The 19,442-nt window shown below is 61.4% G+C and carries 19 protein-coding genes and 1 tRNA gene; 12 read left to right on the top strand and 8 right to left on the bottom strand.

The genetic code is table 11. From position 1 onward, the window contains the following. The first annotated feature begins 226 nt into the window (after nucleotides 1-226). The 5 genes from queC (at nucleotide 227) to AQUI_RS0121475 (ending at nucleotide 3,394) form a co-directional block, all read left to right on the top strand. The gene (gene queC, locus AQUI_RS0121455) at nucleotides 227-928 is read left to right on the top strand and encodes a 7-cyano-7-deazaguanine synthase QueC (RefSeq protein WP_027259353.1); all 702 of its coding nucleotides are present in this window, start codon (nucleotides 227-229) and stop codon (nucleotides 926-928) included. Then, nucleotides 928-1,281, top strand: a complete 354-nt coding sequence (gene queD, locus AQUI_RS0121460) for a 6-carboxytetrahydropterin synthase QueD (protein WP_027259354.1) — start codon at nucleotides 928-930, stop codon at nucleotides 1,279-1,281. The genes queC and queD overlap by 1 nt, the downstream gene beginning before the upstream one ends. Beyond that, a complete protein-coding gene (queE, locus tag AQUI_RS0121465; RefSeq protein WP_027259355.1) occupies nucleotides 1,278-1,985 on the top strand; it encodes a 7-carboxy-7-deazaguanine synthase QueE in 708 nt (235 codons plus the stop codon). The genes queD and queE overlap by 4 nt, the downstream gene beginning before the upstream one ends. Nucleotides 1,986-2,003: 18 nt before the next feature. Beyond that, nucleotides 2,004-2,468 (top strand): preQ(1) synthase, encoded by a 465-nt coding sequence (gene queF / locus AQUI_RS0121470; protein ID WP_027259356.1) that lies wholly within the window; start codon nucleotides 2,004-2,006, stop codon nucleotides 2,466-2,468. 239 nt (nucleotides 2,469-2,707) lie between these two features. Continuing rightward, nucleotides 2,708-3,394: a hypothetical protein gene (locus AQUI_RS0121475; RefSeq protein WP_027259357.1), complete on the top strand. Its 687-nt coding sequence runs from the start codon at nucleotides 2,708-2,710 to the stop codon at nucleotides 3,392-3,394. On the opposite strand, the gene AQUI_RS0121480 is transcribed toward AQUI_RS0121475, so the two are convergent. The 4 genes from AQUI_RS0121480 to AQUI_RS0121495 all read right to left on the bottom strand — a co-directional run bounded on the left by AQUI_RS0121480 (nucleotide 3,371) and on the right by AQUI_RS0121495 (nucleotide 5,619). Further along, a complete protein-coding gene (locus AQUI_RS0121480; protein ID WP_027259358.1) occupies nucleotides 3,371-4,102 on the bottom strand; it encodes a helix-turn-helix domain-containing protein in 732 nt (243 codons plus the stop codon). The genes AQUI_RS0121475 and AQUI_RS0121480 overlap by 24 nt on opposite strands. A 182-nt stretch (nucleotides 4,103-4,284) precedes the next feature. Continuing rightward, nucleotides 4,285-4,370 (bottom strand) — tRNA-Leu (locus AQUI_RS0121485). Between the two features lie 108 nt (nucleotides 4,371-4,478). Next, nucleotides 4,479-5,015, bottom strand: coding sequence for a tetratricopeptide repeat protein (locus AQUI_RS0121490; protein WP_051371955.1), 537 nt, complete (start codon nucleotides 5,013-5,015; stop codon nucleotides 4,479-4,481). 133 nt (nucleotides 5,016-5,148) lie between these two features. Then, nucleotides 5,149-5,619: an Lrp/AsnC family transcriptional regulator gene (locus tag AQUI_RS0121495; RefSeq protein WP_027259360.1), complete on the bottom strand. Its 471-nt coding sequence runs from the start codon at nucleotides 5,617-5,619 to the stop codon at nucleotides 5,149-5,151. A gap of 125 nt (nucleotides 5,620-5,744) precedes the next feature. Between AQUI_RS0121495 and putA the strand changes: the two genes are divergently transcribed. The 3 genes from putA to AQUI_RS0121510 all read left to right on the top strand — a co-directional run bounded on the left by putA (nucleotide 5,745) and on the right by AQUI_RS0121510 (nucleotide 10,704). Further along, on the top strand, nucleotides 5,745-9,158 hold the full coding sequence (putA, locus tag AQUI_RS0121500) for a bifunctional proline dehydrogenase/L-glutamate gamma-semialdehyde dehydrogenase PutA (protein WP_027259361.1): 3,414 nt from the start codon (nucleotides 5,745-5,747) through the stop codon (nucleotides 9,156-9,158). 53 nt (nucleotides 9,159-9,211) lie between these two features. Beyond that, nucleotides 9,212-9,982, top strand: a complete 771-nt coding sequence (locus AQUI_RS0121505; protein WP_027259362.1) for a rhomboid family intramembrane serine protease — start codon at nucleotides 9,212-9,214, stop codon at nucleotides 9,980-9,982. A gap of 341 nt (nucleotides 9,983-10,323) precedes the next feature. Next, on the top strand, nucleotides 10,324-10,704 hold the full coding sequence (locus AQUI_RS0121510) for a GFA family protein (RefSeq protein WP_027259363.1): 381 nt from the start codon (nucleotides 10,324-10,326) through the stop codon (nucleotides 10,702-10,704). A gap of 182 nt (nucleotides 10,705-10,886) precedes the next feature. Here the strand turns inward: AQUI_RS0121510 and AQUI_RS0121515 are convergent, their stop codons facing one another. Continuing rightward, nucleotides 10,887-11,672 (bottom strand): inositol monophosphatase family protein, encoded by a 786-nt coding sequence (locus AQUI_RS0121515; RefSeq protein WP_027259364.1) that lies wholly within the window; start codon nucleotides 11,670-11,672, stop codon nucleotides 10,887-10,889. Nucleotides 11,673-11,862: 190 nt separating this feature from the next. Here AQUI_RS0121515 and AQUI_RS0121520 point away from each other — a divergent pair, with 190 nt between their 5' ends. Beyond that, on the top strand, nucleotides 11,863-12,882 hold the full coding sequence (locus AQUI_RS0121520) for an NADP-dependent oxidoreductase (protein WP_027259365.1): 1,020 nt from the start codon (nucleotides 11,863-11,865) through the stop codon (nucleotides 12,880-12,882). A gap of 83 nt (nucleotides 12,883-12,965) precedes the next feature. Here the strand turns inward: AQUI_RS0121520 and AQUI_RS0121525 are convergent, their stop codons facing one another. Continuing rightward, complete coding sequence (locus AQUI_RS0121525; RefSeq protein WP_027259366.1) at nucleotides 12,966-13,871, bottom strand: LysR family transcriptional regulator; 906 nt, start codon at nucleotides 13,869-13,871, stop codon at nucleotides 12,966-12,968. Between the two features lie 98 nt (nucleotides 13,872-13,969). Here AQUI_RS0121525 and AQUI_RS0121530 point away from each other — a divergent pair, with 98 nt between their 5' ends. From AQUI_RS0121530 to AQUI_RS0121540, 3 genes are all read left to right on the top strand, one after another. After that, the gene (locus AQUI_RS0121530) at nucleotides 13,970-14,839 is read left to right on the top strand and encodes a methylenetetrahydrofolate reductase (protein ID WP_027259367.1); all 870 of its coding nucleotides are present in this window, start codon (nucleotides 13,970-13,972) and stop codon (nucleotides 14,837-14,839) included. 64 nt (nucleotides 14,840-14,903) lie between these two features. Then, nucleotides 14,904-15,389 (top strand): PaaI family thioesterase, encoded by a 486-nt coding sequence (locus AQUI_RS0121535; RefSeq protein ID WP_027259368.1) that lies wholly within the window; start codon nucleotides 14,904-14,906, stop codon nucleotides 15,387-15,389. 92 nt (nucleotides 15,390-15,481) lie between these two features. After that, nucleotides 15,482-15,997 (top strand): DUF2867 domain-containing protein, encoded by a 516-nt coding sequence (locus AQUI_RS0121540; protein ID WP_027259369.1) that lies wholly within the window; start codon nucleotides 15,482-15,484, stop codon nucleotides 15,995-15,997. A 62-nt stretch (nucleotides 15,998-16,059) separates the two neighbouring features. Here AQUI_RS0121540 and AQUI_RS0121545 read toward each other — a convergent pair whose 3' ends face one another. Further along, a complete protein-coding gene (locus AQUI_RS0121545) occupies nucleotides 16,060-17,136 on the bottom strand; it encodes a DUF2235 domain-containing protein (RefSeq protein WP_027259370.1) in 1,077 nt (358 codons plus the stop codon). After that, on the bottom strand, nucleotides 17,114-19,411 hold the full coding sequence (locus AQUI_RS0121550; RefSeq protein ID WP_027259371.1) for a xanthine dehydrogenase family protein molybdopterin-binding subunit: 2,298 nt from the start codon (nucleotides 19,409-19,411) through the stop codon (nucleotides 17,114-17,116). The genes AQUI_RS0121545 and AQUI_RS0121550 overlap by 23 nt, the downstream gene beginning before the upstream one ends. Nucleotides 19,412-19,442 lie beyond the last annotated feature (31 nt).

Here is a 19,442-nt window from a genome sequence, read left to right on the forward strand (position 1 = left end):
AACATGAGGCCCGCGCCTGACCTTGGGAGGGCGCGAAAGCGCCTTCCCTGGGGGAAGGTCAGGCGCGGGCCGGGCCTCTGGCCCGACCCAAAGGACATTTTCAAAAATCTCCAACATCACCTGCAAAAACTGCGCTATCCGCCCGCCTCTTGCGCGATACCACCCGCAGCGCTATATGCGCGGCACCGGTCGCAGCCTACCCGGTCACCAAAACAAGGGTTCAAATATGAAGACTATCGTTATCTGCTCGGGCGGGCTCGATTCTGTTTCGCTGGCCCATATGGTTGCTGAAGAACAGCAACTGACCCGCCTTGTCTCCTTTGACTATGGCCAGCGCCATCGCAAGGAGCTCGACTACGCCGCCGCCGCTGCTGAACGGCTCGGCGTGCCGCATGGCATCATTGATATGCGCGCCATCGGTGCCGCACTCTCGGGCTCCGCCCTAACCGATGACATCGACGTGCCGGACGGCCACTACGAAGAAGAAAGCATGAAGGTCACCGTGGTGCCGAACCGCAATGCCATCATGCTAACCATTGCCTATGGCATTGCCGCTGCCAATGGCGACGACGCCGTGGCCACAGCTGTGCACGGCGGGGATCATTTTATCTACCCGGACTGCCGCCCGGCCTTTACCGAGGCGTTTGATACCATGCAGCGCGCAGCGCTGGATGGGTACGCTGACGTGCGTCTCTACACGCCGTTTGTGCACCGCACCAAAGGCGACATTGTCACTGCCGGCGCCAAGCACAACACGCCCTTTGCCGACACTTGGTCCTGCTACAAAGGCGGTGAAAAGCATTGCGGGCGCTGCGGCACCTGTGTGGAGCGGCGCGAGGCCTTCCATCTGGCCGGGGTCGAAGATCCAACGGATTATGCCGACCCGGATTTCTGGCAGCAGGCGATTGCCGGGAAAGAGAGCGCCTGATGTTCCGGATCACCAAGGAGTTCCATTTCTCCGCCTCCCACCAGCTGACGCACCTGCCGTCCGACCACCAATGCGCCCGCCTGCACGGGCACAATTATGTCGTGGTGGTGGAATTGGCGGCCAAGGAGCTGAATGCAGACGGTTTCGTGCGCGACTATCACGAGCTGAAGCCGCTGAAGGCGTATATCGACGGCAGTTTTGACCACCGGCATCTGAATGACGTGCTGGAGGGGCATTCGACCGCTGAAAACATGGCCAAGCATTTCTACGACTGGTGCTACGCGCGCTGGCCGGAAGTCGCCGCCGTGAAGGTCTCGGAGACCCCGAAAACCTGGGCGGAGTACCGGCCATGAGCTTACGCATCGCGGAAATTTTCGGCCCTACGATCCAGGGTGAAGGCGCACTGATCGGGGAACCCACGGTGTTTGTCCGCGCCGGCGGCTGCGATTACCGCTGCTCGTGGTGCGACAGCATGCATGCGGTCGACAGCGCCTACCGCCATGACTGGGCAGTGATGGCCCCCGAAGAGGTCATGGGCGAGGTCCGGCGCTTGTCCGGCGGCAAACCTTTGACGGTGTCGATCTCCGGCGGCAACCCGGCGATCCAGGACTTTGCACCAGTGATTGCCTACGGCAAAGCCGAAGGCTACCGTTTTGCCTGCGAGACCCAAGGGTCCGTCAGCAAGCCGTGGTTTTCGGATCTCGACACTTTGGTTCTCAGCCCCAAGCCGCCCTCAAGCGGTGAAACTGTGGATTGGAAAGCCTTCGATCAATGCCTTGAATCCGCCAAGGGCTGCGGCCAGGCGGTGATGAAGATCGTGATCTTCGACGACAAGGATTACGCCTGGGCCAAGGCCGCTGCCGAACGCCACCCGGACCTGCCGCTGTATCTGCAGCCCGGCAACCCCGAAATCGACCCGGAGCTGCCCGTCGATCTGAACCAGGCCACCGAGCGGCTGTTGTGGCTGATTGAAAAAGTGACCGGCGACGGCTGGTTCACCCCCCGTGTCCTGCCCCAGCTGCATGTGCTGGTCTGGGGCAACAAGCGCGGCGTCTGATTGGATAGGAATCCCGATATGTCTGACAGCATCTACAGCAACCTGAAGCAGCTGGGCGGCGATACCATCGTACCCGCCAGCCCGGAACAGGCAGAACTGGAGCGGGTGCAGAACCCGCAAGCCGACGTGGCCTATAATGTGCGCTTCACCGCGCCGGAGTTCACTTCGCTCTGCCCGATGACAGGCCAGCCCGATTTTGCACATCTGGTGATCGACTATGTACCCGGAGAATGGCTGGTGGAGAGCAAATCGCTGAAGCTGTTCCTCACCTCCTTCCGCAACCACGGTGCCTTTCACGAAGATTGCACCGTCTCCATCGCCCGCCGCCTGGCCGATTTCCTGGAACCGCAATGGCTGCGCATCGGCGGCTACTGGTACCCGCGCGGCGGCATTCCGATTGACGTGTTCTGGCAGACCGGCCCGATGCCCGAGGGCGTCTGGATCCCCGACCAGGGCGTGCCGCCCTATCGCGGCCGCGGCTGACACAACCCAGAGTACCTTTGACACGTTTCAGCCCGGCAGCGCAGTTGCCGGGCTTTTGCTATTTAATACAGGCTATACCCCAGCCTTGGCAATCAGGCTGCAAGAGCTGGTGAGTTCAGTTTGAAATTCGAACAATTTACCACAAAAGTAGTTAAGATTTTACAGAACCTGCACTCTGAGGCGGCGTCAGGAGACGATCCGGGCTATCCGGATACATAATTTTGTGACGGGGGACCTTTATGAACTTTCTGGATTTGGGCAAAACGCTTTCCGGGTATTTAAACACGCTTTCGCAGGCCGGCCTTCAGGTTGAAATGTTCACGGATTTTGAGAAAGTACCCGAAGCCGCCGCCGAAACCGGCCGCCAGTTCCAGATGCCGGGTTTTGCCATCGAACGGGCCGACCACACCCGGAACTCTGCCTTCTGGCTGTTCTTGAAGGAGGGGGACAGCTATATCGGCGGTGCGGCCTCCATGCTGCAGGATCTGGGCCGCGAAACCCTGGCTGAGTTTCTGCTGCGCACCTCACGGCACCAGTTTCCCAATGATGCAGGCGGCGGAGTTGAGAGTGTCGCCGAACCGCTGGCGCGGGAAGTCAGCGGGCGGCTGGCCTATATCGGCGAGCTGAATTTTATGCCCGGCCATCGCGGCAAACGAGCGGAACGGCTGGAACCCTTCATGCGGATCTTTCAAATCCTGGCGATCCAGAAATGGGATGTGGACTGGATCTATGCCTTCATACCGGACCGCCACATGCAGGCCCGGCTGGATCTGGTCTACGGTTTCAGCCGGGCAATTCCGCGGGCGCAGAAGTGGCGCGATCCGGAACCGGAGGTGCGCAGCAGCACCGAATGGTTTGTCGGCGCATCCCGGCTGGAAATGGAGCACATGCTGCAAAGCGACTTAGCCAAATTTGATGTCTTGTGAAAAATTGACCACCAGCAGTTTGCCGTCAGGCAGATAGACCGGCGCCAGAACCCGCCGGTACTGCCGGGTAAAGCGGCGCCCGTTCAACAGCTTCACATCGATCGATGGATGGGTGATCACCGGCTCGCCGCGGCTGATCGCTTCGCTGTGCGCCATCACCAGATCAGCGTTGAGCCTGTCGCTGAACCCGTTCAGCGTGTCCCGCAGCTGATCGCTGCTTGCCACTTCAAAGCAAACGGACGCCAGGCTGGCCGGGCCTGACTTGATCGGCTGGATGCGGTTTTTTTCCGCGTCCGGCGGATTGAACAAGTCCACCTGATGCTGCAGCTGGTCAAAGCTTTCCAGGCGGCCGCTGTTGGCAAACCACCAGTCCAGGAAATCCTGCAGCGACACGTCGCAGCCGCGGTACTGGCGGGACCGGGCAGCCGCCTGCAACTGGGCATTAAGGATTTCAAAGGCCTTGCGTCCTGCCTCCCCCGCCTGGCGGTTCGGCAGCAGCTCGAGCCCAGCAGTGTCCGACGAGAAATAATGAAACGACACCCCCAGCCCGCGCGCCAGCGCATCCAGCATGCTCCAGCCGATTTCCCGCTCGTTCTTAAGCGCGCTGTTGAAAGTGCCATAGGGGATACCGCATTTCAGCGCCGCCTGCCGGTTGGACAGGTTCATATCCGTCAAAAGCGCTGAGATTTTTTTGTGGATAAGCGCCATATGCGTAAAATCTTTCACATTTCATGAAATATCTTGCACAAAACAACCGGCAGGGCAATGCAGTCTATGCGCGATATTCTCAGCACCGTTGCAGGCGCTGGCTGAATACATCCTGCCGGATATCACACCGGCACAAGTCAAACAGCCTAGTCTGCTGCATGTTTCTGCTACTGGAAAGTTTCTGGTGCGGACGGCGGGACTCGAACCCGCACGGCCATAAGGCCAGGAGATTTTAAGTCTCCGGTGTCTACCATTCCACCACGTCCGCACAAGGCGCTGCCGTGCGGCGCCTTAGCTGCAGGTCTAGCCTTCTGAATTCATGCGGACAATCGGTTTTCAGCGTTTTGCTGGAATTTTTCCCGCAGTGCGGGCGCGGCTACAACTCCGTATCCCCCGCTCCTGCAGGTGCCAATGGCCCGCCGGGGTCGGCCAGATAACGCTCTGGCAACCAGGGGTTCAACGCCAGCGCCTCGGCCAAGGCCGCGCGTGCTTCCTCCAGCCGCGACAGGCCGTAAAGCGACAGAGCCCGTCCGCTCATCGCAGCAATATGGCGGGGCGACAGCTCCAGCGCCCGGTTCAGATCATGCAGCGCGGCGGTAAAGTCCCGGCGCAGGTAATGCACAAAAGCGCGCTGGTTGTAGCCCTCTGCATAGTCCGGGCAGTAAGCGATCAGCTGATCGAAATCCTCCAAAGCCCCCAGAAAATCAAAGGACGTGCGCCTGGTCATCCCGCGGTCAAGCATCGCCTGAGCCTGCGCATCCGGCGCGTCGGCCCAGAACTCCCACATCCGGTTGGCAATTTCGCGGGCCTGACCTTCAGTGGCGGCCTTCTGCACCTCGTGCATCAACCCCTCCAGCCGGGCACTATGGTCTGGAGCAACCGGGCACTCAGAGGCCTGCACAGGGGCAGACATAGTTAAAGCGGCGAAGACCGCAGCAAGTCCGGTAAAGCGAAACGGTGAGCGTAACAAAACATAGAGCATGCCCTATGCTGGCATATTTCGGCATTCAATCAAGTCAACTGCCCGTGCGCGCATTCAATTTGCCTCACAAAGGCGCCAATGCACCATCTTCCTTTACCGCTTCCATCGCCACATAGGTCGAAGTTGAGGAGACATGCGGCAGCGAAGAAATCTTTTCGCCAAGAACCGACCGGTAGTCCGTCATCGAGCGGGTCCGCACCTTCAGAAGGTAGTCGAAATGCGATGCCATCATATAGGCTTGTTCGATCTCCGGCAGTTTCGCCACGGCTGCGTTGAATTTAACCAGCGCCGCCTCCCGCGTGTCATCCAGCTTTACCTCTACAAAAGCGACGTGATCCAGACCCAGCCGGATCGGATCCACCAACGCCCGGTACCCGGTAATGATGCCCTCGGCCTCAAGCCGCCTGAGACGTGTTTGAGTGGGCGTCTTGGACAAGCCGATTTTACGGGCCAGATCCGCAATGGATATCCGCCCATCCTCACTCAGCACATTCAGAATCGCCCGGTCGAACCGATCAAGGTCCTGAAAGCTCATTTGGACTTCCTTTTGGTAAAAATTACGCCAGTTTGCCTAAGGATCCCACATCTTCAGGCGATTGTCCCGAATGAATGCGTGTACCCTTAGCAAAAGCCCTGCACACTCATTGTGGAGTTACCTGCATGACCACCCAACCCAAGCTGCGCGACCGGATTGATACCGGCACCTATACAGATCAAACCGCAATGCGCGATCAGCTGATCGCCCAAGTGGCCTTATCTGACACTGACCGCAGCCGCATCTGCTCTAACGCCGCCGCCCTTGTGCGCGATATCCGCGGCCATTCGGCGCCTGGTCTGATGGAGGTCTTCCTGGCGGAATACGGCCTGTCCACTGACGAGGGCGTCGCGCTGATGTGCCTGGCCGAGGCGTTGCTGCGGGTGCCGGATGCCGACACCATTGATGCGCTGATCGAGGACAAGATCGCGCCTTCCGACTGGGGCAAGCATCTGGGCAAGTCTACCTCCTCGCTGGTCAATGCCTCTACCTGGGCGCTGATGCTGACCGGCAAAGTGCTGGACGAGGAGCGCAGCCCCATCGGTGCCCTGCGCGGCGCCATAAAACGCTTGGGGGAGCCGGTGATCCGCACCGCCGTCAGCCGCGCGATGAAGGAAATGGGCCGCCAGTTCGTGCTGGGTGAAACCATCGAAAGCGCCATGGACCGCGCCGCCGGAATGGAGGCCAAGGGCTACACTTACTCTTACGACATGCTGGGAGAAGCCGCCCGGACAGAGGCTGACGCGGCCCGCTACCACCTGTCGTATTCCAAGGCGATCTCGGCCATTGCTGCCGCCTGCAACAGTGATGACATCCGCAAAAACCCCGGTATTTCGGTGAAACTCTCCGCCCTGCATCCGCGTTACGAGCTGGCGCAGGAAAACAGCGTGATGGAGCATCTGGTACCGCGCCTTAAGGCACTGGCACTGCTGGCCAAAGCCGCGAAAATGGGCCTCAACATTGACGCCGAAGAAGCTGACCGCCTGTCGCTGTCACTGGAAGTGATCGACGCGGTGGTCTCGGACCCCTCTCTGGCAGGCTGGGACGGCTTTGGCGTGGTGGTGCAGGCCTATGGTCCGCGCACCGGCCTGGCCATCGATGCCCTGCATGAAATGGCCGAGAAGCACGATCGCCGCTTTATGGTGCGGCTGGTGAAGGGCGCTTATTGGGATACCGAGATCAAACTGGCGCAAGTCGAAGGCGTGGATGGCTTCCCGGTGTTCACAAACAAGGCGCTGACTGATGTTTCCTACATCTCCAACGCCCGCAAGCTGCTGGGGATGACGGACCGGATCTACCCGCAGTTCGCCACCCATAATGCGCATACTGTTTCAGCGATCCTGCATATGGCTGCAGACAAGGACAACGCCGCATACGAATTCCAGCGCCTGCACGGGATGGGCGAAACCTTGCACCAGATGGTGCTGGAGCAGAACAAGACCAATTGCCGGATTTATGCGCCCGTCGGAGCGCACCGCGATCTCTTGGCCTATCTGGTCCGGCGTCTGCTGGAAAACGGCGCCAACAGCTCCTTCGTGAACCAGATCGTTGATGAGAACGTCTCTCCGGATATCGTCGCCGCGGATCCCTTCGCTGCGGTTGCCGATATCAGCCGCAATATCCCGACAGGGCCAGAGCTTTATGCGCCGGAACGCCCGAACTCTAAGGGTTTCGACCTGGGACATGCGCCCACACTGGCCAAGATTGAAGAGGCCCGCGCGCCCTGGCGCACGCATCAATGGCGGGCCGGACCGCTGCTGGCAGGCGATGCCCGCCCCGAGACCGCCAAGGATGTGACCAGCCCCACCGATCTGAGTGTTGCAGGCTCCGTCAGCCAGTGCAGCCCCGAAGATGTCGAGCTGGCGCTGGCGCTAGCCGACCCTTGGGATGCTCCTGCAGCGGAACGCACCGCGATCCTGAATAAGGCCGCCGACCTCTATGAGGAAAACTTCGGGGAGCTGTTTGCCATCCTCGCCCGTGAGGCCGGCAAAACCATCCCCGATGCCGTGGCTGAGCTGCGCGAGGCGGTGGATTTCCTGCGCTACTATGCGTCCCGCATTTCTGACGCGCCGCCTGCGGGTATTTTCACCTGTATCTCACCCTGGAACTTCCCCCTGGCGATCTTCACCGGGCAGGTTGCGGCCGCACTTGCGGCTGGCAATGCGGTGCTGGCCAAACCTGCCGACCAGACGCCCCTGATCGCGCACCGGGCCGTGCAGCTGATGCATGAGGCAGGAGTGCCACGCAGCGCCATGCAGCTGGTGCCTGGACGCGGCAGCGTGGTTGGCGCCGCCATCACCTCGGACCCGCGGGTCAATGGTGTTGCCTTCACCGGTTCCACCGCGACCGCAATGCGCATCCGCAAGGCGATGGCTGACAACCTGCAGCCCGGTGCGCCGCTGATTGCGGAAACCGGCGGCCTCAATGCGATGATTGTCGACTCCACCGCTCTGCCGGAACAAACGGTGCAGGCCGTGATCGAAAGCGCCTTTCAGTCGGCCGGCCAGCGCTGCTCGGCCTTGCGCTGCCTCTACCTGCAGGAGGACATTGCCGACACCGTGCTGAAAATGCTGAAAGGCGCGATGGACTGCCTGCATCTGGACGACCCCTGGCTTCTGTCCACCGACAGCGGACCAGTGATTGACGAAGGCGCCCGCGCAGGCATCCTGGCCCATGTTGCCAAGGCCCGCACCGAGGGTCGGGTACTGAAGGAAATGCGCGCGCCGCAAGGCGGCACCTTTGTCGCGCCGACGATGATCGAAATCCCCGGCATCAGCGCGCTGGAGGAAGAGATCTTTGGCCCCGTTCTGCATGTTGTGCGGTTCAAATCCCAACAGCTGGATCAGGTGATTTCCGACATCAACGCAACCGGTTACGGCCTCACCTTCGGGCTGCACACGCGCATCGACGACCGGGTGCAGCATGTCTGCGACCGGGTCCATGCGGGCAACATCTATGTGAACCGCAACCAGATCGGCGCCATTGTCGGCAGCCAGCCGTTTGGCGGCGAAGGACTGTCCGGCACCGGCCCCAAGGCGGGCGGCCCTTACTACCTCAGCCGTTTCTGCGCGCCGGACCGGCAGCAAAGCCAAGCCCAGTGGGAAACCACCTTTGCCGAACTGCCTGGGGAAAGCGGCGTGCCTGTGCGTCCTGTGACCACCACCCTGCCCGGCCCGACCGGTGAATCGAACCGCCTGACTGTTTCTGCCCGCCCCCCGCTGTTATGCATGGGTCCGGGACCGGAGGCCGCGGCAGAGCAAGCCAAGGAAGTGATCGGCCTCGGCGGCACAGCGATTGAGGCGCACGGGATGTTCGACCTGCACCGGCTTGAGGCCATTCAGGGCATTGCCGGCGTGCTGTGGTGGGGCGACGAGGCAACGGGCCGCGAGATCGAACAGTGGCTCGCCAAACGCGACGGCCCGATCATCCCGCTGATCCCCGGCAAGCCCGACCGCGCCCGCGTCCTGGCCGAGCGCCACGTCTGCGTCGACACCACCGCCTCGGGGGGAAACGCGGACCTGCTGGGAGGCAACGCCTGAACTGCGCCCGATAAGTGCTTGACGCTGGGCCGTTTCCGGCCCAGCGTTTCCCCATGTTTCCGATCCGCGACCACAACCCGTCCGGCCGCAGGCCCTATGTCGTTTATGCGCTGATGGCGGTGAATATCCTGGCGTATTTCTACTACACGGCGAGCTATGCCTCCCCCCGCGCGCTGGCCTATTTCTATGACGCTTACGCGGTGGTGCCAGCCGAGATCAGCCACGGCTACGGGTTCGAGACCCTGTTCACCTCCATGTTCATCCACGCAGGGCTGATGCATCTGGGCGGCAACATGCTGTTCCTATGGATCTTCGGCGATAATCTGGAAGACGAGATGGGGCATCTCCCCTTCCTTGCGTTCTACCTTGTCAGCGGTATCGGCGCCGGGCTGATCCATGTGATGTCGGCCCCCGGTTCCATGGTGCCAACAGTGGGGGCCTCCGGCGCCATTGCGGGCGTCATGGGCGGCTACCTGTTGATGTTCCCCAAGGCCCGCGTTGATATCCTGCTGGTGCTGATCATCTATTTCCGCATCTTCACCATCCCCGCCTTCGTGATGCTGGGCGTCTGGCTGGCGATGCAGTTCTTTGGCGGCCTCGGCGCCGACCCCGACCAGGGCGGCGTGGCTTATTGGGCCCATGCCGGCGGCTTTGCCGTCGGGCTGGTGATGTGCCTGCCGCTGTGGCTGCGGCGCGGCGGCCCGGCGTTCTGGAACAAAACCCATGGCGCCCCGCCGCATCCGGAAAACGAATATGAATACGCCGCCAGCCGCATCCCCAAACTGCCGCGCAAGAAGCGGCGGCCGGGGCCTTGGGGGAAGTAGAAAGACGGCAAGAGGTTCGCATCAAGGATATGCCGGAATTGATGTCCCCACAGGCGAACTCGATAAGCCGAGGCAGGATTGCAACGGCCACAAAGAAAGACTGTCCTATCAAAGAACTTAAAGGCTGTTCTAAAACCGGAACGCAGAGCCTTATTGTGTAGTGTTTGAATTGATGCAGCCGGGTGGAGGAAGATGGCCGTTTGATCGTCGAGCGGCCTGCAGTGAAAATAAACTAAAAGTAATGCAGACCGCTCTCCCCCGGTTCTCATCCCCCCAGAACAACACCGGGATGTCCGGGGATGTAGGGCAGCAAAAGACTATGTCCAGCAGAGGAACTCAAAATGCCCCAACTGAACGCAACCTGCCACTGCGGCGCCGTTGAGATCGAAGCGGATTTTCCCGAAGGCCTCGCCTCTGCCGCGCGTTGCGACTGTTCTTTTTGCCGCCGCCGCGGGGCGGCTGCCGTCACCGCCGTTGCCGCCAGCCTGAAGGTGCTGAAAGGGGTGGAAAATCTCAGTCTCTACACCTGGGGCACTCATACCGCGAAACATTACTTCTGCAAGACCTGCGGCATCTACACCCACCACCAGCGCCGCTCAGACCCCAAGGAATGCGGCGTCAATCTCGGCTGTATCGAAGGCGCCAATCCGCGGACGCACCCTGAAACCTATGGCGAGATCCCCTGGAACGACGGGGTTAACCACCCGTCTGATCAGCAATAACCTCCTGCCCGGCCGATAGGCCGGGCAGCGCCCAACCCTCCCGTCAAACCAAAGGTTTGCCTCCGGCAAAACGGCAGGGCGCATGCGCCCCTCCCAGGCTCGGGCGCAGCCCCATCCAATCACACAAAACAAAAAACGCGGCGCAATGGCCGCGTTTCATATTCTCAGTCTCACGGACCAGTTCAGCCGCGGATCACCTTGGCGAAGCTATCAAAGATCGGCTCGTTCGAGCACACAACCGAACCGGAATCGATAATGCCCGCATCGGGATCAATCGCCTCGGCAAACCCGCCGGCCTCTTTCACGATGATGATGCCTGCGGCCAGGTCCCAGGCGTTCAGGCGTCGTTCCCAGAACCCCTCATAGCGGCCTGCGGCCACATAGGCCATATCCAGAGCGGCAGAGCCCCAGCGGCGCACGCCGGCGCAGGCGGGCATCAGGCGGGCAAGATCTTGAAGCGTCAGCGGCAGGTCGGCGCGGCCGCCAAACGGCACGCCGGTGGCAAAGATCGATTCAATCATCCGGTGGCGGCCCGACACACGGATCCGAGTATCGTTCATCCAGGCGCCGGCGCCCTTTTCGGCAAAGAACATCTCGTCCTTAGCAGCGTCATAAACCACGCCGGCAACGATCTTGCCCTTGTGCTCCAGCGCGATGGAAATCGCCCAGTGCGGCAGCCCGTGCAGAAAGTTGGTGGTGCCGTCCAGCGGATCGACGATCCAGCGGCGGGTCGGATCCTCGCCGTCTTCCTCGCCGCCCTCTTCGGCCAGCCAGCCATAAGTCGGGCGTGCGTTGCGCAGCTCTTCCTTGATGATCTTTTCGGCGGCGATGTCGGCCTTGGAGACAAAGTCCCCGGCACCTTTCATCGACACCTGCAGGTTCTCCACCTCGCGGAAGTCTTTCACAAGGGAACGGCCAGCCTTGCGGGCGGCCTTGATCATCACATTGAGGTTTGCGCTGCCAATCATGTCTGCAGTATCCTGTCACGTCGGGGAGATGCCGGTCAAACCGTGCCTATACGCCCCCTGCCCGCAGTTGCCAAGGGGCTTTGCCGCAATGAGGGTTCCTGGCCTGACGTCCGGTTACAGCAGCCAGGGCGGTTGAATTCCCGCATCGCCGCGCCCAAACTCCAAAGCAATCAGATCAAGGAATATTCCCATGCCCGACCAGATGCAGCGTATCGTGCTGGCCAGCCGCCCCGAAGGCCAGGCCAGCGAAGACAATTTCCGCCTTGAGGCGGTGGACCTGCCCCAACCCGGCGAAGGCGAAGTCATTGTAAACGTTCACTATATGTCGCTGGACCCCTATATGCGCGGACGCATGAATGCGGGCAAGTCCTATGCCCCGCCAGTCGAAATCGGGGAAATCATGACCGCCGGCGGCGTTGGTAAAGTGATTGCATCGAACAGCCCGGATTTCCAGGCCGGCGACTTTGCCCTTGGCATGTTCGGCTGGGCCAGCCATGCCTGCGTTCCTGCGTCTGAAATCCGCAAATTGGACCCGCAGCTGGCGCCGCTTACGACAGCGCTTGGCGCTCTCGGCATGCCGGGGTTTACCGCTTGGCATGGCTTAGAGGCCTATGGCCGCCCGCAGGCCGGTGAAACCTTGGTGGTCGCGGCTGCCACCGGCCCGGTGGGGTCAATGGTTGGCCAGCTGGCAAAGCAGGCAGGCCTGCGCGTGGTCGGCATTGCGGGCGGTGCTGACAAATGCAAGCTGGCGGTGGAGACCTTCGGCTTTGACGCCTGCCTCGACCACCGCGCTTACGCATCGGCCGAAACACTCAGCGAAGCCCTGGCCTCTGAATGCCCGCACGGCATCGACATCTATTACGAAAACGTCGGCGGCAAGGTGCTGGAAGCGGTGCTGCCCAATATGAACAACTTCGGCCGGATCCCGGTCTGCGGCATGATCGCCTGGTACAACAGCGCTGAAACCGATCTGACCGCCCCCGCCATCTGGCGCTCGGTGCTGACCAGATTCCTGTCCGTGAACGGCTTCATCATCTTCAACCACTACGACCGCTACCCGGAGTTCCTGCAGGAGGTTGCCCCCAAGATCGCCAGCGGCCAGATCAAATACCTGGAAGACATCGCCGAAGGGTTGGAGAACGCGCCCAAGACCTTCCTGTCGATGATGCAGGGCGGCAATACCGGCAAGCAAATCGTCAAGCTGGTCTGAGGCAGGGCGCAGCGGCGGCGCATCGCGCAACTGCGCGGAGCGGGCACGGAAGCCGGAACGGCGCCCGGCCGCTCTGCGCCGCCTCAAACATGCTGCAGTTTGCGCGCCTCGACCTTGGCCAAGCGGATCAGCTCTTGCATGTAAGGCTTCTCGCGATCCTCGGTCCGGATAGCTGCGTAAAGCCGCCGGGTGATCCCGGACTTGGTCAACGGCCGGGTCACGTAATCCGAGGAATATTTCACCTCCCGAACCACCCAGTCCGGCAGCACCGACACGCCGCGGTTTGACGCCACCAGCAGCAGTATTACCGCCGTCAGCTCCACTTGCCGGATCGAGGCAGGCTCAATCCCCGCCGGGATCAGCAGCTGGCTGAACACATCCAGCCGGGTCTTGTCCACCGGGTAGGTGATCAGGTTCTGACCGATGAAATCCGCCGCCTCAACGAATGGTTTCTCCGCCAAGGGATGCTGAGCCGAGGCAACAAACACAGCATTGTAATCAAACAGCTCGATAAACTCGACGCCGGCGATGTCCTCGGGATCGGAGGAGACCACCAGATCCACCTCCTCTTTCTGCAGCGCGGGCAGCGCGTCAAACGCCAGACCGGGCCGGATATCCACATCCACATCGCCCCAGTTCTTGCGGAACCCTTCCAGCACCGGGAACAGCCATTCGAAGCAGGCGTGGCATTCGATGGCGATATGCATCCGCCCTGTATTGCCATCCCGCAAAGAGGAAAATTCTGCTTGTGCTGCTTCAAGTTGCGGCAAAACCTGCTCTGCCAGCCGCAACAGGCGCAGTCCCGCCGGCGACAGTTTCATCGGCTTGGAGCGCCGGATGAACAGCTCTACCCCCGCTTGCTCCTCCAGCCCTTTCACCTGATGGCTCAGCGCGCTTTGGGTGATGTTCAGCTGATCCGCGGCGCGGGCCAACCCGCCTGCCTCGTGAATAGCCTTGATGGTACGGAGGTGACGGAACTCAATATGCATTATTCAATTGCGCTCATGTTGTTCTTGAGGATTATGAAATTGTCTCACAATGCTGCGCGTGCAACAAGAGCTGAAATCAACCTAGCGAGAGACCTGAGATGACGACGCCCAAGATTTCCTTTGAATTCTTCCCGCCGCAGAATCTCGAAGCCTCCTTCCGGCTTTGGGACACCGTGCAAGTCCTTGCGCCGATGGATCCGCGCTTTGTCTCGGTGACCTATGGTGCCGGCGGCACCACCCGCACGCTGACCCGGGACGCAGTGTCGACACTGCATAAATCCTCCGGCTTGAACGTGGCCGCGCATCTGACCTGCGTGAATGCCTCCAAGGCCGAAACGCTGGAAATTGCCGACCAGTTTGCCGAGGCTGGCGTGACCGAGATTGTTGCGCTGCGCGGCGACCCGCCCAAAGGTGAAGGCAAGTTCATCCCGCATCCCGACGGTTTTGCCAATTCGGTGGAGCTGATCAAAGGGCTGGCCTTGCGCGGCAATTTCAACATCAAGGTCGGCGCCTACCCGGACCGCCACCCGGACGCCGCAGATCAGGCCGCAGACGTAGAATGGCTGAAGCGCAAGCTGGACGCCGGCGCGGATGAGGCGCTGACCCAGTTCTTTTTCGAGGCCGAGACCTTCTTCCGCTTCCGCGATGCCTGTGAAAAGGCCGGGATCGACGGCAGCAAGCTCACCCCCGGCATCCTGCCGATCGAGAACTGGAAGGGCGCGCGCAACTTTGCCAAGCGCTGCGGCACCATCATTCCGGACTGGGTCGAAAACGCCTTTGCCAAGGCGCTGCGTGACGACCGCGAGGAACTGCTGGCCACAGCCCTTTGCACCGAGCTGTGTTCAGACCTGCTGGAAGGCGGCGTGGAGAAGCTGCACTTCTACACGCTGAACCGCCCCGAGCTGACCCGCGATGTTTGCTTTGCCCTGGGCGTCACCCCCAAGGTGGCTCTGTCGAACGTGGCGTAAGCCTTGCAGCCCCCGGCGCGCGGTTTCTAATGGAGGGACCTTCCCCTCCAAGGACCCGCGCGCCATGTTTTACGCTAAAAACCCCGCCGACCTGCTGACAATGGAGCAGATCACCCGGATTTCCGGTCTGGACTTCATGCAAGGTATTCTGGACGGCCGCCTGCCCGGTCCCCCGATTGCCGAAACGCTGGGATATCATCTGCACAGCGTTGAAGACGGTCGGATTGTGTTCCGCGGCACGCCGGAGTTTTCCGTCTGCAACCCGATGGGCACCGTTCATGGCGGCTGGTACGGCACGCTTCTGGACAGCGCCATGGCCTGCGCTGTGATGACCAAAGTTCCCGCGGGTTCGGTCTACACAACGCTGGAATACAAGATCAATATCCTGCGGGCGATCCCGCTGGGCACCACCATCGACTGCAGCGGCAGCATCGACCACGTAGGCCGCTCCACCGGTGTCGCGCATGGCGAAATCCGCGGACTGGAAGACGGACGTCTCTATGCCACCGGCTCCACCACTTGCATTGTGATGCGGATCGCCCAAGGCTGACCCTTTGGCAATTGCGCCTTCCGGGCTTGTCCGCCGCTTTCATCCGTTTATGCTCCAGCAGGACTCCGGGAAAACCGGAAAGAGGACTGATCATGCCGCCAAACAGTCTCGGCCGGGCCGCCACAGCCCGCATTCAAATCCTGGCCCCTGCCAAGGAGCTGGATTTTCTGGATACGCAATCCGTTGTTCTGCCGGCGCCTGTCACCCCGCTGGAAGCCTGGAACATCATGCACGCAAAGCCTTTGCCGGGCATGAAGCTGGCCTTCCAGCTGCGCGACGCCATTTCCGCCTGCTTCGGGGTTAAACGCATCGGCGGCATTTCCCGAGCACCGAAAGCGGCCGTCAAAACAGGCGATAAGCTGGATTTCTTTCTGGTAGAGGCCCTGTCGGACGAGGTGATGACCCTTACGGTCCGGGACCAGCACTTGGATGTTATGACCTGTGTTTCTTCCAGCAGCGGTGTTTTGTCGGTGACGTCATCCGTCAAAACACACAACCTCTTTGGCCGGATTTACATGATCCCGGTCCGGCCCGCCCACAAGCTGATTGTGGCGTTGTCCTTGAAACGGCTTCGGCGGGAGTTTGACCGCCGCGCAGTTGCCGGCTGATATTGCCGCCTAGGCCCGGTTTCATCCGCTATCGGTTTACTGGAGAACGCCAGGCCCGCCCTTCAGGTCTTGGAGAACCTGGTCAGCCAGCCGCCAGCCGACCCATCGGGGATGGTGCCCGTGCTGACGCTGCTGTGCAAGCGCTCGCTGCCATCCAGACCAACCCGGCGGCGGCTGCGCAACAGGAAAATCTTACCCCAGCCGCGCCAAGTGCCGACAGACGGCGCCTTGGGATCGACCGGAAACCGCATCCGCCAATCCAGCGGCAGCGGCAGCCCGCGATCTTCGGCCTTTTCCAGCATCCACACCAAAGAGACGTTGGCCTTGGGCCGGGCTTCCTCATAGCCGCCAAGCTGGCCGCCGACGTCACCATGGGCGCCGCGGAACCAGACCTGCTCCACATGTCCGCCCCAATCTTTGGGGCAATCCCACAACACTGGTTTGAAAACATCGCGAGTTTCATCCAGCGCCAGCGCGTGGTAGCCGCTTTTAACGTGGTGGCCCAAGTGGTGGTTATGGAAGTTGTGCCGGTTTTCCGCCCAGCGCCACAGCAGCGGCAGGCGCAATCCCAAGGCCTTGACAGTATCCCAGGCGCCGACCATCTCAATCTCGATGTCTTCGTGGCAATGCACCGCGGTAAAAGCGCCCGAGGTCTTATACCGCCCGTTCAGCCGGTAATGCCGGTAAGCGGTGCGTATGTTGCGCACGGTGGCATGTTCCGCCTTCAGCAGGCCGATCCGGTCGATCACTCCCGCCAGCGAGCGCACTGCATAGGCCCCGCGGGAATAGCCGAACAGATAGATACGGTCGCCAGGCCGGTAGCGGGAGGCAAGATACCCATAAGCACGGCGGATCTGCCGGTTGATGCCACGCCCCATCATCACATCAGGCGCGCTGCCCCAGCCTTTCCACTGAACCCCGGATTCATAAAAGACCGAAACCTGACCACCCATTTCCCGGCACAGCCGGAACAGCTGGCCGGCGTGGGTTTCGTGCCCTTCTTCCAGTGTCGACATGGTGCCGTCCAGAATGATCACATGAGCCTGCGGCCCGCGCAGCTTGGTTTCGCCGGAATGCTCCGAGCGCAGCGGCCGCCCGAGCCACCCTAAAACCCTTTTACTCAGCTGCGTCAGAAACATCCCTAAGCACTTCCCAAACTCTCAGCGGGGTGAACGGCATGTCCACTTGCCGCACGCCGCGATCCCAGACCGCGTCCTGCATCGCATTTGCAACAGCAGCCAGCGCGCCAACGGTGCCTGCCTCGCCGCAGCCCTTCATCCCCATCGGATTCCGGGTCGACGGCACAGGCTCGGAGGTAAAACCAATCATGGGGACGCCGCTGGCCCGCGGCAAGGCATAGTCCATGAACGAAGCTGTGAGCAGTTGTCCGTCAGAATCATAGACAACACGTTCCAGCATGGCCTGTCCCAGCCCCTGCGCCACCCCGCCATGCACTTGCCCTTCGGCCAGCATCGGGTTGATCAGATTACCAAAATCGTCAACTACAGTGTAGCGCTCCACGTCGGCTTGCCCAGTCTCCGGATCGATAACAATTTCGGCAATATGCGCGCCGTTCGGAAACGACCGCCCCGGCAGCCGGGCCCGCGCCGCGTGACGCTGCAGATCAAGCCGCCCTTGCGCGCGGGCCATCTCTGCCGCTTCCAGCATCGTGGGGGTCAGGTTCGATCCCGGTGCCCGGAAGGTTTCGCCGTCAAACTCGACCGCCACTTCGTCCACACCCATCTCCTCCGCCAGGAAGGGGATGAAGGCGGCAATCATCGCATCCACTGCGGCCAGCGTGGCGTTCGCCTGTGTTGTCACAGACCGCGATCCACCGGTGCCGCCGCCCGTGGCAATGCGGTCACTGTCGCCTTGGATAACATGGATGTTTTCCGCCGGGATACCGCTTTGGTCGGCCAGGAACTGGGCATAGACGGTCTCATGCCCTTGCCCGTTGCTTTGCGTGCCGACATAGATATTCACCCGGCCACCCTCCAGAAACTCCACTTCCGCGCCTTCTGAAGGATCGCCCAAAATGCTTTCGATATAGTAACAGACCCCAACGCCCCGGTACTTGCCGCGTTTACCATCTGCGGCGCGGCGGGCGGCGAATCCCTTCAGATCCGCCTCTTCCGCAGCCCGGCTCAGAACTTTATCGAAGTCGCCCACGTCATAGGTTTCACCAGTCACGGTGCCATAGGGAAAGTCCGCCGGCTTGATGAAGTTGCGCCGCCGCAGCTCCAGCGGATCGACCCCCAGCTCGCGCGCCGCGCGGTCCATGACCCGTTCCAGCACATAGATCGCCTCGGGCCGCCCGGCGCCGCGGTAGGCATCCACCTGGGTGGTGTTGGTATAGATCCCTTCCACCTGCAGCCAGGCGGTTTGGATGTCATAGACACCGGCCAGAACCCGGCTGAACAACTGGGTCTGGATCGGCTGGCCGAAATGCGAATTGTAAGCGCCAAGGTTACAGCGGGTGCTGACGCGGTAACCAGTAATTTTCAGATCAGCGTCAAAGGCCAGTTCCGCCAGCGAGGTCAGATCCCGCCCGCCGTTGTCGCTCAGCATCGACTCGGTCCGGTCGGCGATCCAGAACACCGGGCGGCCCAGCGCACGGGCTGCGTGAGCGACAGCGAAATACTCCGGGTAAGGAAAGGCCTTCATACCAAAGCCGCCGCCCACATCCGGAATCGTGACTTTGACGTCTGCCTCATCCAAGCGCAACTTGGCCGCCAGCTGGGACTTGATCGCCCAGACCCCCTGCCCGCCAAAGGTGAAATGCAGCCGCCCCCCGTGCCATTCCGCAAAGCAGCCGCGCGGTTCCATCGAATTGACGATAATACGGTTATCATCCACCTGCAGCGCGACGGTATGGGCAGCGGTGCGGAACGCCTCGGCTGTTGCAGCCTCATCCCCCAGCCCCCAGTCAAAAGCGCGATTGCCCGGCACCTCTGCATGCAGCGGCTCACCACCCGGCAAAACGTCCAACTTCGCAGGCAGATCATCAATGTCGAGCTCGATCAGTTCCCCCGCATCGCGAGCCTGATCCAGCGCCTCCGCAATGACCACCGCCACCGGTTCCCCCACATAGCGCACGCGGTCCCGCGCCAGCATCGGGCGTTCGGGCGCGGCGCCGCTGGAGCCATCCCGGTTCTTCACAGTGGTGCCATCCATGGACACATCGATGCCGGCAGCCTCAAGATCCGCCAGGGTGATAACCGCATGGACACCTTCGCATTCGCGCGCATCCTCAACGTTCAGCGCCGTGATCACGCCATGCGCCACCGGGCTGCGCAATACCCAGGCGCGCAGGGCATTCGCCGGGGCCGCATCCTCGATGTACTGCCCCTGACCGGTCAGAAACCGCCGGTCCTCGACCCGCTTTACCGGTTGGCTTTTACCGAATTTGTCCATGCTTGCCCCCTCATTCGCGCTGGCTGGCGTT

The sequence above is a fragment of the Leisingera aquimarina DSM 24565 genome, assembly GCF_000473165.1.
Classification (GTDB): Bacteria; Pseudomonadota; Alphaproteobacteria; order Rhodobacterales; family Rhodobacteraceae; genus Leisingera; species Leisingera aquimarina.

Coding starts and splice junctions, on each gene's coding strand:
- queC (WP_027259353.1), top strand. CDS start 227: ATGAAGACTATCGTTATCTGCTCGGGCGGGCTCGATTCTGTTTCGCTG.
- queD (WP_027259354.1), top strand. CDS start 928: ATGTTCCGGATCACCAAGGAGTTCCATTTCTCCGCCTCCCACCAGCTG.
- queE (WP_027259355.1), top strand. CDS start 1,278: ATGAGCTTACGCATCGCGGAAATTTTCGGCCCTACGATCCAGGGTGAA.
- queF (WP_027259356.1), top strand. CDS start 2,004: ATGTCTGACAGCATCTACAGCAACCTGAAGCAGCTGGGCGGCGATACC.
- AQUI_RS0121475 (WP_027259357.1), top strand. CDS start 2,708: ATGAACTTTCTGGATTTGGGCAAAACGCTTTCCGGGTATTTAAACACG.
- AQUI_RS0121480 (WP_027259358.1), bottom strand. CDS start 4,102: ATGGCGCTTATCCACAAAAAAATCTCAGCGCTTTTGACGGATATGAAC.
- AQUI_RS0121490 (WP_051371955.1), bottom strand. CDS start 5,015: ATGTCTGCCCCTGTGCAGGCCTCTGAGTGCCCGGTTGCTCCAGACCAT.
- AQUI_RS0121495 (WP_027259360.1), bottom strand. CDS start 5,619: ATGAGCTTTCAGGACCTTGATCGGTTCGACCGGGCGATTCTGAATGTG.
- putA (WP_027259361.1), top strand. CDS start 5,745: ATGACCACCCAACCCAAGCTGCGCGACCGGATTGATACCGGCACCTAT.
- AQUI_RS0121505 (WP_027259362.1), top strand. CDS start 9,212: ATGTTTCCGATCCGCGACCACAACCCGTCCGGCCGCAGGCCCTATGTC.
- AQUI_RS0121510 (WP_027259363.1), top strand. CDS start 10,324: ATGCCCCAACTGAACGCAACCTGCCACTGCGGCGCCGTTGAGATCGAA.
- AQUI_RS0121515 (WP_027259364.1), bottom strand. CDS start 11,672: ATGATTGGCAGCGCAAACCTCAATGTGATGATCAAGGCCGCCCGCAAG.
- AQUI_RS0121520 (WP_027259365.1), top strand. CDS start 11,863: ATGCCCGACCAGATGCAGCGTATCGTGCTGGCCAGCCGCCCCGAAGGC.
- AQUI_RS0121525 (WP_027259366.1), bottom strand. CDS start 13,871: ATGCATATTGAGTTCCGTCACCTCCGTACCATCAAGGCTATTCACGAG.
- AQUI_RS0121530 (WP_027259367.1), top strand. CDS start 13,970: ATGACGACGCCCAAGATTTCCTTTGAATTCTTCCCGCCGCAGAATCTC.
- AQUI_RS0121535 (WP_027259368.1), top strand. CDS start 14,904: ATGTTTTACGCTAAAAACCCCGCCGACCTGCTGACAATGGAGCAGATC.
- AQUI_RS0121540 (WP_027259369.1), top strand. CDS start 15,482: ATGCCGCCAAACAGTCTCGGCCGGGCCGCCACAGCCCGCATTCAAATC.
- AQUI_RS0121545 (WP_027259370.1), bottom strand. CDS start 17,136: ATGTTTCTGACGCAGCTGAGTAAAAGGGTTTTAGGGTGGCTCGGGCGG.
- AQUI_RS0121550 (WP_027259371.1), bottom strand. CDS start 19,411: ATGGACAAATTCGGTAAAAGCCAACCGGTAAAGCGGGTCGAGGACCGG.